Source organism: Providencia sp. PROV223, from assembly GCF_028479245.1.
GTDB classification, from domain to species: domain Bacteria; phylum Pseudomonadota; class Gammaproteobacteria; order Enterobacterales; family Enterobacteriaceae; genus Providencia; species Providencia rettgeri.
Window position 1 is genome coordinate 124,999 of sequence record NZ_JAMPNG010000006.1, and the last position, 12,512, is coordinate 137,510.

At 42.0% G+C, this 12,512-nt stretch carries 10 protein-coding genes; 5 read left to right on the forward strand and 5 right to left on the reverse strand.

Translation table 11 applies throughout. The annotated features are described in order from the left end of the window. The first annotated feature begins 52 nt into the window (after positions 1-52). Genes nrdA through yfaE form a run of 3 tightly spaced genes read left to right on the forward strand, consistent with a single transcriptional unit; the run spans position 53 to position 3,758 of the window. Entirely contained in the window at positions 53-2,344 is a 2,292-nt protein-coding gene (gene nrdA, locus PR767_RS09395) for a class 1a ribonucleoside-diphosphate reductase subunit alpha (protein ID WP_004912194.1), read from the forward strand. Between the two features lie 11 nt (positions 2,345-2,355). Then, positions 2,356-3,492, forward strand: coding sequence for a class Ia ribonucleoside-diphosphate reductase subunit beta (gene nrdB, locus PR767_RS09400; protein ID WP_004912195.1), 1,137 nt, complete (start codon positions 2,356-2,358; stop codon positions 3,490-3,492). A gap of 2 nt (positions 3,493-3,494) precedes the next feature. Continuing rightward, positions 3,495-3,758, forward strand: coding sequence for a class I ribonucleotide reductase maintenance protein YfaE (yfaE, locus tag PR767_RS09405; protein ID WP_109911563.1), 264 nt, complete (start codon positions 3,495-3,497; stop codon positions 3,756-3,758). A 72-nt stretch (positions 3,759-3,830) separates the two neighbouring features. Here yfaE and PR767_RS09410 read toward each other — a convergent pair whose 3' ends face one another. After that, positions 3,831-5,171 (reverse strand): anaerobic C4-dicarboxylate transporter, encoded by a 1,341-nt coding sequence (locus tag PR767_RS09410; protein ID WP_109911562.1) that lies wholly within the window; start codon positions 5,169-5,171, stop codon positions 3,831-3,833. A gap of 479 nt (positions 5,172-5,650) precedes the next feature. Between PR767_RS09410 and tyrP the strand changes: the two genes are divergently transcribed. Further along, positions 5,651-6,799: a tyrosine transporter TyrP gene (gene tyrP, locus PR767_RS09415; protein WP_231136507.1), complete on the forward strand. Its 1,149-nt coding sequence runs from the start codon at positions 5,651-5,653 to the stop codon at positions 6,797-6,799. A gap of 114 nt (positions 6,800-6,913) precedes the next feature. Here the strand turns inward: tyrP and PR767_RS09420 are convergent, their stop codons facing one another. Next, positions 6,914-7,456, reverse strand: a complete 543-nt coding sequence (locus PR767_RS09420; RefSeq protein WP_004912202.1) for a YfaZ family outer membrane protein — start codon at positions 7,454-7,456, stop codon at positions 6,914-6,916. Between the two features lie 335 nt (positions 7,457-7,791). On the opposite strand from PR767_RS09420, the gene PR767_RS09425 reads away from it, so the two are divergent. After that, a complete protein-coding gene (locus PR767_RS09425; protein WP_162598830.1) occupies positions 7,792-9,231 on the forward strand; it encodes a catalase in 1,440 nt (479 codons plus the stop codon). A 44-nt stretch (positions 9,232-9,275) separates the two neighbouring features. Here the strand turns inward: PR767_RS09425 and menE are convergent, their stop codons facing one another. The 3 genes from menE to menB are packed head-to-tail and all read right to left on the reverse strand — an operon-like array spanning position 9,276 to position 12,501. Further along, positions 9,276-10,685 carry an o-succinylbenzoate--CoA ligase gene (gene menE / locus PR767_RS09430; RefSeq protein WP_117162382.1) on the reverse strand — a complete coding sequence of 470 codons (1,410 nt, stop codon included), beginning with the start codon at positions 10,683-10,685 and terminating at the stop codon, positions 9,276-9,278. Next, on the reverse strand, positions 10,673-11,644 hold the full coding sequence (gene menC / locus PR767_RS09435) for an o-succinylbenzoate synthase (protein WP_272520213.1): 972 nt from the start codon (positions 11,642-11,644) through the stop codon (positions 10,673-10,675). The genes menE and menC overlap by 13 nt, the downstream gene beginning before the upstream one ends. Then, the gene (gene menB, locus PR767_RS09440; RefSeq protein WP_004912212.1) at positions 11,644-12,501 is read right to left on the reverse strand and encodes a 1,4-dihydroxy-2-naphthoyl-CoA synthase; all 858 of its coding nucleotides are present in this window, start codon (positions 12,499-12,501) and stop codon (positions 11,644-11,646) included. The genes menC and menB overlap by 1 nt, the downstream gene beginning before the upstream one ends. Positions 12,502-12,512 lie beyond the last annotated feature (11 nt).

Genomic DNA, 12,512 nt, shown 5'->3' on the forward strand with positions numbered 1-12,512 from the left:
CTTTTTTATGTTTTTTTAACCCATTTGTAGTTCAACCAAGGTGTACTTGCTCATGAACCAGAGTCTGTTAGTCACAAAGCGTGATGGACATAAAGAACGCATTGATCTCGACAAAATCCACAAGGTAATAACCTGGGCCGCGGAAGGCCTAAGTAACGTATCCGTTTCTCAAGTGGAGTTACGTTCACAGATTCAGTTTTATGATGGGATCAGAACTTCTGACATTCACGAAACGATGATCAAAGCAGCAGCAGATTTAATTACGGGTGATACACCTGATTACCAATACTTAGCTGCACGTCTTGCTATTTTTAACTTACGCAAGAAAGCCTATGGCCAGTTTGAACCGCCTGCATTATATAAGCATGTTAAACACCTCGTCGAAATGGGGAAATATGACAAGCATTTGCTGGAAGACTACTCTGAAGCAGAGTTCGAGCAAATGGATAGCTTTATAGACCATTGGCGTGATATGAATTTTTCCTATGCTGCGGTAAAACAGCTTGAAGGAAAATATTTAGTTCAAAACCGTGTTACCGGTGAAATTTATGAAAGCGCACAGTTTTTATACATTTTAGTTGCTGCTTGCCTGTTTTCACATTACCCAAAAGAGACGCGTCTCGATTATATTCGCCGTTTCTATGACGCCGTTTCAACATTCAAAATTTCATTACCTACGCCAATTATGGCTGGGGTACGTACTCCTACACGTCAATTCAGCTCTTGTGTACTGATTGAGTGTGGTGACAGCTTAGATTCCATCAATGCCACTTCAAGCGCAATTGTGAAATATGTCTCACAGCGTGCAGGTATTGGGGTAAATGCAGGCCGCATTCGTGCATTAGGCAGCCCAATTCGTGGTGGTGAAGCGTTCCACACTGGTTGTATTCCGTTCTATAAACACTTCCAAACTGCGGTGAAATCTTGTTCGCAAGGTGGCGTTCGTGGTGGTGCTGCAACCTTGTTCTACCCTATTTGGCACCTTGAAGTTGAAAGTTTATTGGTACTGAAAAATAATCGTGGGGTTGAAGGTAACCGTGTTCGCCATATGGATTACGGTGTGCAACTCAACAAGTTAATGTATGAGCGTTTGATTAAAAACCAAGATATTACATTATTCAGTCCATCAGACGTTCCAGGTCTTTATGATGCATTTTTCGCTGATCAAGACGAATTTGAACGTTTATATGTGAAATACGAACAAGATGAAAATATTCGCAAATCCAGTGTTAAAGCGGTTGAGCTATTTTCATTAATGATGCAAGAACGTGCGTCTACTGGCCGAATCTATATTCAAAACGTTGACCACTGTAATACACATAGCCCATTTGACCCACAGGTTGCCCCTGTTCGTCAGTCAAACTTATGTTTAGAAATTGCACTGCCAACTAAGCCATTAAATAACATTAATGACGAGAACGGTGAAATTGCGCTGTGTACATTATCGGCATTTAACTTAGGGGCGATTGATAGCCTAGATGAATTAGAAGAGCTGGCAATATTAGCTGTTCGTGCTCTTGATGCACTGCTTGACTACCAAGATTACCCAATCATTGCGGCGAAGCAAGGCTCAATGGGGCGTCGTACACTCGGTATTGGGGTGATTAACTACGCTTATTATCTCGCGAAGCACGGTGTTCGTTATTCTGACGGTAGTGCGAACAACTTAACGCACAAAACATTCGAAGCCATTCAGTATTATCTATTAAAAGCCTCGAATGAGTTAGCAAAAGAGCAAGGTGCTTGCCCATGGTTCAATGAAACAACTTATGCACAAGGCGTTTTACCTATCGATACCTATAAAAAAGAGCTCGATAAGTTAACTAATGAACCATTGCATTACGATTGGGAAGCTTTACGCCAAGATATTAAACAACATGGTCTGCGTAACTCGACTCTGTCTGCATTGATGCCTTCAGAGACATCATCACAGATTTCTAACGCAACCAATGGTATTGAACCACCACGTGGTTATATCAGTATTAAAGCCTCTAAAGATGGTATTTTGCGTCAAGTAGTGCCAGATTACGAAAATCTGAAAGGCGCATACGAGCTACTATGGCAAATGCCTTCAAACAGTGGCTATTTACAACTCGTTGGTATCATGCAGAAATTTATCGACCAATCGATTTCTGCTAACACAAACTATGACCCGACTCGTTTTGAGAGCGGCAAAGTACCAATGAACCAATTGCTAAAAGATTTATTGCTCGCCTATAAGTTTGGTGTGAAAACACTTTACTACCATAACACCCGCGATGGGGCGGAAGATGTTCAGGGCGATCTGGAAGAAGTTGTTGAGTCAGCGGATTCCGATTGCGAAGGCGGCGCGTGTAAAATTTAATAGGAATTGTTATGTCACATACATATACAACATTTTCACAGAAAAAAAATGACCAAATGCTGGAGCCGATGTTTTTCGGCCAACCAGTTAACGTGGCACGCTATGATCAGCAAAAGTACCCTATTTTTGAAAAGCTGATTGAAAAACAATTGTCGTTTTTCTGGCGCCCTGAAGAAGTTGACGTATCTCGCGACCGTATTGACTATAACGCGTTGCCAGATCACGAAAAACATATTTTTATCAGTAATCTGAAATACCAAACGCTGCTGGACTCTATTCAGGGCCGCAGCCCTAATGTGGCATTATTGCCGCTGATTTCGATTCCTGAACTGGAAACTTGGGTTGAAACGTGGGCGTTTTCTGAAACTATCCACTCACGTTCATATACACACATTATTCGTAATATTGTGAATGACCCAGCCATTATTTTTGACGATATCGTTGAAAATGAAGAAATTTTAAAACGTGCTAAAGATATTTCTGGTTTTTACGATGACCTGATCGAAATGACCAATTACTATCATATGTTTGGTGAAGGCACGCATACTTGTAACGGCAAACAAGTCACTGTTTCTCTACGTCAATTGAAGAAACAGCTGTATCTGTGCCTAATGAGCGTCAATGCGCTCGAAGCCATTCGTTTCTATGTTAGCTTTGCCTGTTCATTTGCGTTTGCTGAACGCGAACTGATGGAAGGAAATGCTAAAATCATCAAGCTAATCGCACGTGATGAAGCGCTGCACTTAACGGGAACACAACACATGTTGAACCTGTTGCGCTCAGGGCAAGATGACCCAGAAATGGCCGAAATCGCGGCAGAGTGCGAACAAGAGTGTTATGACCTGTTCGTTCAAGCAGCAGAGCAAGAAAAAGAGTGGGCTGACTATTTATTCAGCGAAGGCTCTATGATTGGTTTAAATAAAGATATTTTATGCCAATATGTTGAATATATTACTAACATTCGCATGCAAGCTGTTGGCCTGAAATTGCCATTTGAAGCACGTTCAAACCCAATTCCATGGATCAACGCATGGTTGGTGTCTGATAACGTACAAGTTGCGCCTCAAGAGGTTGAAGTGAGTTCTTATTTAGTCGGCCAAATTGACTCTCAAGTCGATACCGACGATTTGAGCGACTTCGAACTGTAAGTATGGCAAGCCATAAAATCACCCTGCGGTTAACGCAGGGTGTTCAAGTCCCCTACCATACCGAAGTTCACTCCTGTTTGCTGGAAGCCTTAGAAGACAGCCGTATTCCTGTAGAATATCAATGTCGTGAAGGTTACTGCGGTTCGTGCCGAGTGACATTATTGCATGGTAAAGTGGGTTATAAACAAAAACCCATCGCATTTGTACAAGATGGAGAGATCCTTCCCTGCTGCTGCCATCCGCTATCGGATATTGAAATCGGTTAATCTAAAATAGGTGATTGCACAGCGGTTTATCCGTTACCTGTGCAATCACTTTTTATTCACTTACTTTATTGATTATAAATAACCATATAAACCTGCAAATACCCAGCCAAACACACAAGACACGCCCACCCCAATTAACCCCGGAAGAATGAAACTGTGGTTGATAACAAATTTACCAATACGCGTTGTTCCAGAACGGTCAAATTGAATTGCCGCAAGATCACTTGGATAAGTCGGTAAAATGTAGTAACCATAACACGCAGGCGCAGAAGCGATAATATAGGCAGGGTCAACACCAATACCTAATGCAATTGGCACAACAGCGGCTAGTGCAGCGGCTTGAGAGTTAACAAACTTAGAAACTAATAACAAGATGACGGCATAAGCCCAAGGGAAATCTTTCACTAAAGAACCTAACGTTCCTTTAATTTCATCCATGTGTGCGCCGAACATGGTTTCCGCCATCCAAGCGATACCATACACCGCCACGATAGCAATCATCCCTGAACGGAATACTTCATTCTTTGAAATTTGCCCAGGATTGGTCTTACAGATAATGATAATTAGCGCACCCGCTAATAACATAAACATCTGGATGACTAAAACCATAGATAACGGCTTACCATTAACTAGCGGCCTTAGTTCAGAGAATGCGCCAAGTAGTGCAACAACTGCGATAGAGGCTAAAAAAATCCACATCGCGACCCAGTTAATTTTCGGTAACTTTGTATTTAGCAGTGTCACACTGTCACCATAAACATAATCATGGTTTTCAGGGACTGATATAAACTCTTGGAATACAGGGTCTTTATCGAGATCTTTACCTCTAAACCAACTGAAAATACCAATAGCTAAAATACCAATTAACGTTGATGGGATAGTAATTGCTAATAAATCCAAAAATTCGAGTGACTTACCATTGATTGTCACACCATTTAGCATTGCTACTAGTGAAACAACCGCGACTGAAACCGGACTGGCGATAATCCCCATTTGTGCGCCAATACTACTCGCGGCCATCGGTCTTTCTGGACGGATATTATTTTTAATCGCCGCATCGTAGATGATAGGTAAAATCGTATATACCACATGCCCTGTACCACACAAAATGGTTAAGATACATGTCACAAAAGGTGCCACAATAGAAATGTACTTAGGGTTTTTCCGCAGTAGTCGTTCTGCAATTTGCAGCATGACATCTAAACCGCCTGATGCTTGTAACGTCGCTGATGCGGCAACAACAGCAATGATAACAAGCATAACATCAACAGGCGGTTTTCCAGGCGGTAAACCAAAACCAAAAACTAAGATAACTAGGCCAACACCACCTAATAGCCCGAGTGCCATTCCCCCTTTTTTTGCTCCATAGAATAAGCAAACAAGGATAATGGCGAGTTGAATCATAAAGTCCATAGTTCCATCCTTTATATATATGTTTGCATATATTATCGGGATGATTTTCAAGCATTAATTTGATTTATGATAACTTCAAAATCAATTTAGTTTTATTTTTTATGCTTTTATTTTGACCTCATCACATAATTTACATTAAGTAACTGACATACTGTACAGTTAGCTGCCATTTTAATAAAAATCAACTAATTACCACACCTTTTTTAACAAACCACCCCATTTAAATTTACCTTTAGTCACTATAAATCATCATTTTTTCTTCACTTAATTAACCCTGATTATTGTCTTTAGTTTCGCTATCTACTTGATTATCAGTGTAAACTTATAATTACACCAGCTGTAATTTACATTTGACAGCGAACTTTCGATCGCATAATCTGCATCACTTGTTAATTATTGAAATTCAATCAGAGGAACTTGTGAAGAATCGTACGCTTGGCAGTGTGTTAATCGTTGCAGGGACAACAATAGGTGCAGGGATGTTGGCAATGCCACTTGCCGCTGCAGGAGTCGGTTTCACAGGCATCGTTTGCTTGCTTGTTGGATTATGGATGTTAATGAGTTATACCTCATTGCTATTAGTCGAAGTGTATCAGCATAACCCTGCAAATATGGGTCTAGGCTCCGTCGCTAAAAAATATCTGGGTCCTGTTGGCCAAATAGTGACTGGGCTCAGTATGCTGCTATTAATGTATGCATTAACAACCGCTTACATCGGTGGTGCAGGCGTATTAATTTCAGATAGCCTGTCTTCTTGGTGGGGAATTAACATTTCAACCAACACTGCCATTATCGCATTTACTATTATTGGTGGTGCAGTCGTGTGCATTGGCACACATTCAGTCGATTTTATTAACCGTATTTTATTTACAGCAAAAACGATTTTTTTGGTCATCATGCTCGTTGTGATGATGCCACATGCTGAAGCGGTAAACTTAAGCACTATGCCGATTGAAAAAGGCCTTGTTTTGGCCGCAGTGCCCGTTATTTTTACCTCTTTTGGTTTTCATGGTAGCGTACCGAGTTTAGTTAACTATATGAATGGAGATGTACGTAAATTACGTATGATTTTCATTACCGGAAGTGCAATTCCTTTAGTAGCTTATATTCTATGGCAAATCGCTACGTTAGGTTCTATTCCATCACACACCTTTATCGGGATCCTAGCGCAGGAGTCTGGCCTTAATGGATTACTCACCGCAATTCGCGATGTTGTTGCTACACCTCGAGTCAATATTGCCGTCAGCCTATTTATGGATTTAGCGTTAGCCACGTCTTTCTTAGGTGTTGCATTGGGTTTATTTGATTACCTCGCAGATTTGTTCAAGCGTAGCAACCATTTTATCGGTCGTGCACAAACAGGCTTGCTTACCTTTGTTCCGCCATTATTGGCCGCCCTATTCTTTAGTAGTTTCGTACAAGCATTAACTTATGCCGCTGTCGCGCTCTCAGTCTTAGCACTGATTATTCCTGCACTGTTAACCCTACGTGTACGTAAATTAGAAACTCAAGGTGGGTATCAAGTTAAAGGCGGTACACCTATTTTAGCCTTAGTGTTGGCATGTGGTGTGGCAGTAATCGCTATCCAATTTTCGATTGTTGCCGGATTTTTACCAAACGTTGGCTAAACTATTCGCTTATTAATAATATTCTAAAGATATAAAAAAACCGCCAAACGTAGTATTTGGCGGTTTTTTCGAGATTCAAACGGTTAAATCTAATAAATGATAAATTTAACAATCTTAGAATGAAAGGCCAGCCCCTACATACCAGCCATCGGCAACTTTATCGCTACTATTGCCATGAGTTCCTTTCATTTCAATCAAGCGATAACCTGCATCAATAGATAAAGGTTTAAATACGGTATAACGTGCACCCGCTTTCGCTTCGACATAAGACTTGCTACCTGAGGTCAATGACTCAGGAGCACCATAGGCTTCACCATAAATATTTAATGAAGGCATAGCCTGCCAATTTAACCCACCACCAACCGCTAATGCAGCACCACTACTATTGTGATCCGGTGATAAATATAACCCTTTACCCCCGACAAATGCAGAGAAAGGCCCAACAGGTAAACCAAATGTGGCACCAATACTACCCGTTTGCCCATCATGGTCACTACGAGCCCAAGAACCGTTAAATGCTAACCCTGCATTTTGGTTACCTAGCCCTGCAGACAGCTCAGTAAAATGTTCACCCGCTTGTGCACTGACTGAAACTGCATGGGCAGTACCTACGAACAATGGTGACATCGCTGCTGCTAATAATAATAGTTTGCGCATTATTTTATCCTCTTGATATTATTACCTATGGATACTACGCGAATTTCACCCTATTTTCAGCCATTCTTACCTAGATTTACGCTATAGCCTTTATAAAAGCCGACTTTATTCATTACAAAATTTCACAAATCAAAAATTTTAGTGCGAAAAAGTGCGATGAATGCCGTTTTTTTCACGGGTAATCACAGTAATTGGTTATATTAATTAGATAATCAATTCCATAATAACTATACTGAATTACAAGTTTATTGTAGTCCTGTTTTTTATTTTTTACAAAATATTAACTTATTAGTTAGGTTTGTGTAGTCCATTAATCCAAACAAAGGAGCATTGTGATGAAAAAGAAAGGCCTTACTACCGCCTCAGGCGCCCCGGTCGCCAATAATAATAATGTGATGACAGCAGGTAAACGTGGCCCAATGTTATTACAGGATGTTTGGTTTTTAGAGAAACTTGCCCATTTTGACCGTGAAGTGATCCCTGAAAGACGCATGCACGCAAAAGGTTCTGGCGCTTTTGGTACGTTTACTGTAACTCATGATATTAGCCGCTATACTCGCGCAAAAATTTTCTCTGAAATAGGGAAAAAAACTGAAATGTTTGCTCGCTTCTCTACCGTTGCAGGTGAGCGCGGGGCTGCCGACGCAGAACGTGATATTCGTGGTTTCGCATTAAAATTTTATACTGAAGAAGGCAACTGGGATATGGTGGGTAACAACACCCCTGTGTTCTATTTCCGCGACCCATTAAAATTCCCTGATTTAAACCACGTAGTTAAGCGCGACCCTCGCTCTAACCTGCGTACAATGGAACATAAATGGGCCTTTTTCTCTCAGTTACCAGAATCTTTACACCAGTTAACCATTGATGCTAGTGACCGTGGTATACCACAAAGTTACCGTCATATGCACGGGTTTGGTAGCCACACTTATAGTTTCATCAACAGTAATAATGAACGCTTCTGGGTTAAATTCCATTTCCGTTGCCAACAAGGTATTCAGAATCTGTCTGATGAACAAGCAGAGCAATTAGTCGGTAAAGATAGAGAAAGTTCACAACGCGATCTGTTTGAATCCATTGAGAAAGGGGATTTCCCACGCTGGAATTTGCAAGTGCAAATTATGCCAGAGAAAGAGGCCTCTCAAGTTCCTTATAACCCATTTGACTTAACCAAAGTTTGGCCGCACAAAGATTATCCATTAATTGATGTCGGTTATTTTGAACTTAATCGTAACCCAGACAACTACTTTGCTGACGTAGAACAAGCGGCGTTTAGCCCAGCTAACGTGGTTCCGGGTATTGGCTTCTCACCAGATAGAATGTTACAAGGCCGTTTATTCTCCTATGGAGATGCCCATCGTTATCGCCTTGGGGTTAACCACCACCAAATCCCAGTGAATGCCCCACGTTGCCCATTCCATAATTACCACCGTGATGGCGCAATGCGCGTTGACGGTAATAGCGGCAACCATGTGACCTATGAGCCAAATGAAGCCGGCTTATTCCAAGAGCAACCTGACTTTAGCGAACCGCCATTATCTATTGAAGGTGCCGCTGACCATTGGGATCACCGCGAAGACCAAGATTACTTCAGCCAACCACGTGCATTATATGAGTTATTAGATGATGCCGAGCACCAACGTATGTTTAAACGTATTGCGGGCGAACTGATTGACGCGACAGAAGCCACTCAAGTGCGCCAAATCGAGTTATTTAAACAAGTTCACCCAGAATACGGCGCTGGTGTTGAAAAAGCATTAAAAGCACTAAAATAGTGTAATTTATTAAGTGGTGGGAATAACCCCACCACTATTTCACCCTATTCCTGCATTCTAGCTAACAACCACTTTTTCACTTGTTGTCTCGACACTTTTATTCCCCCAGCTTTCAATTCAGGGTCTAAATAATAAAAGGCCATAGGATATTGGTATGGTGCGAGTTTATCTTTTAGCCAATCCGCCAGCTGATGTAAACCTACGGACTCATTTGCTTCAATAACCGCGACAGGGCGTTGCCCAAATTGCACATCATCAATGGGGATAATAAAACTTTGGCTGATATCAGGGTATGAATTGATGACTGACTCGATATCTTCTGGTTGAACACATTCCCCACCACTGATAAATAAATTATCTAAACGACCAAGGATCTGATACTCGCCATCAATAAATGCTCCTTTATCGTTGGTTTTAAACCAGTTATCTAGGCAATTTAAAGGGTGAATTTGCCCATCAAACCAATAACCAAGCGCTTGGCTGTCTGATTGGATTTGAATTTCACCACCCACAAGACGAATTTGCTTACCTTTTAAGGGTAAACCAACGCCTTTCTTGCCATCTGCCCGTTTAGCACAAACTGTAGAAGCCATTTCTGTCATCCCATAGCCACTCCAACACGCAATTCCATGTTGTTGTGCCAAGTCCGTGAGTGTTGAAGGGATACTGGCTCCGCCCAATAAAACGGCTTTCAACGCTATATTCGCCATTGAGTTATCATTCAATAAACGCCATAGCTGGGTCGGCACCAAAGAGGCATGAGTCACCCCATGTAATGCCTGGGCTAAAGGGAGATTTTTTACCGCAAGTGCGCCGCCTTGCAAAAGCCAACGCCAAACAATACCCTGACCAGATACATGGAATAACGGCAGCGAGAGTAACCAACAATCATCTTGCTGGTAATTCATCATATTAACAACACCGGCAGCGCTATTGAGGTGAGCTGCAACACTGTGAACGGCGGCTTTAGGTAGACCTGTCGACCCCGATGTTAAAATCAACGTAGCAGGCTGCTGAATAGCCTCTTGAAAAACAACCGGAGCAACCTTTTCATCACCAATAAAATGATAATAGAGTTGATAATCTAAATGGCGATAATTGGCTAATAAATTTGATTCATCAGTAAAATCAATGGCTGCGCTAACATTAAGATGAGGCAGTAATTCTGCTAATAACCGTTCTGGGAGGCGGGGATTTAACGGTAAGACACGAGCGCCACACGCAATAAGTGCCAGTTGACTCAATAATAATTCAACTGAATTTTTCCCACGCAAAACGATACACTGCCCTTGTGTTACACCTTGCATTAAAAAGTAAGTTTTAAGGTCAGTAACTTGTTGGCTTACGCTTTCCCAAGTCATACTTTGGGACTCAGTTACAAGGGCGATCGCATTGGGACGAAGATTGGCCCAGTGTTGCCAAGGCCAATCTTTAAAGTTATCTAGTTCTGCCATACAAGCGTTAAATCATCTAACTGCTGGAGCGGAATATCACATTGAGGCCAAGGCCGTATCAATTGAGATTGAATAAGTGATACCGTATCTAAGCCTGGAATGGTATTTGGCGTTAGCCAATGTGCTACACGAGCAAGTTGCGTTAAACCAAAGCTACTTTCAATGGATGAACTGATCACGGCTTGTAATCCTAAGCGATGCGCTTCTTCTACTAAGTAGCGGCAATAAGATAAGCTGCCTGTCAGTGTTGGTTTAATTACAATCGCAGAAACGCCTTCCTGCGCCTCAACCATAAAGCCTTCTTCTCGTACACTTTCATCCCAAGCGATACTAATGCCGGTATCCGCTGCAAATTGCAGTGACTCTTCACGGGTTTTGCACGGCTCTTCTAAGAATGCGATACGGTCACGGTAGTCTGGGTTAACATATTTAGCAAAACCGTCAGCTTTTGTTCGAGTCCAACTGCGATTCGCATCCAAGCGCAGTTTCAGTTCTGTAACGGCCTCTAGTAATAAGTTAACCACCATGCCATCACGCACAGCTTCATAGAGCCCAACTTTTACCTTTGCAACCTTTTCGCCTTCCATTGCATCAAGGCTCAAAATGAGGTCATCAGGGTCACCACTGCACAGTGGTGCTTTGCGATAATCAGCCTCTTTCGGTAGCTCCCCTGTTAACTCCGCTAGAGCACAGCTACAGCCAAAAGCAACAGAGGGTAGTAGACTATTAGAAATTTTGCCTTCTTTCACCCATTCATTCATTCGCTTAATAGTTTCGGCGGTTGCTTCTTCTAATGTTTCACGACTGAATTCAGGTAGAGGCGAAATTTCTCCCCAACCTTCATTATCCCCATCTTGTAAACACACTAAAAGCCCATCACGAGTTTTTAGTCGCTGATAACGAAGGATAACGCCTGCCTCCATTGGCAGGCTGAACGAATAAATACGGGCTTTACGCATTATGGATTACGCTTATATTTAGAGAAGTCTGGAGCACGTTTTTCATTAAAGGCATTACGACCTTCTTGCCCTTCATCTGTCATATAGAACAGCATAGTGGCATTACCGGCTAATTCTTGCAGGCCAGCCTGACCATCACAATCCGCATTTAATGCCGCTTTTAAGCAACGTAATGCCATTGGACTATTTTCTAGCATTTCACGGCACCAACGCACGGTTTCTTTTTCAAGATCTGCGTATGGGACAACTGTGTTAACCAAGCCCATATCTAATGCTTCTTGTGCATTGTATTGGCGGCATAAAAACCAGATTTCACGCGCCTTTTTCTGTCCAACGATACGCGCCATATAGGATGCGCCCCAGCCGCCATCAAATGAACCGACTTTTGGCCCAGTTTGACCAAATATTGCGTTATCCGCAGCAATAGTCAGGTCACACATCATATGTAACACATGGCCACCACCAATTGAGAAACCTGCGACCATCGCAACCACAGGTTTTGGGCAAGTCCGAATTTGGCGTTGAAAATCTAATACGTTAAGGTGATGCGTACCGCTTTCATCACGGTACCCGCCGTAGTCACCACGGATTTTTTGGTCGCCGCCTGCACAGAAAGCTTTTTCGCCCTCACCCGTTAGAATGATAGTACCAATGTGGTCATCATAACGTGCATCTGACAGTGCTTGGATCATTTCTTTCACGGTTTGTGGACGAAAAGCATTACGCACTTCTGGACGGTTAATCGTAATTTTAGCAATTCCTTCAGGAGATTTATGATAGCGAATATCTTCAAACCCTGTAGAGCAATCTTGCCATTCAATTGGTGCGTATAATTTTTCTTCGCTTGGATAAATCATTATCAGATTCC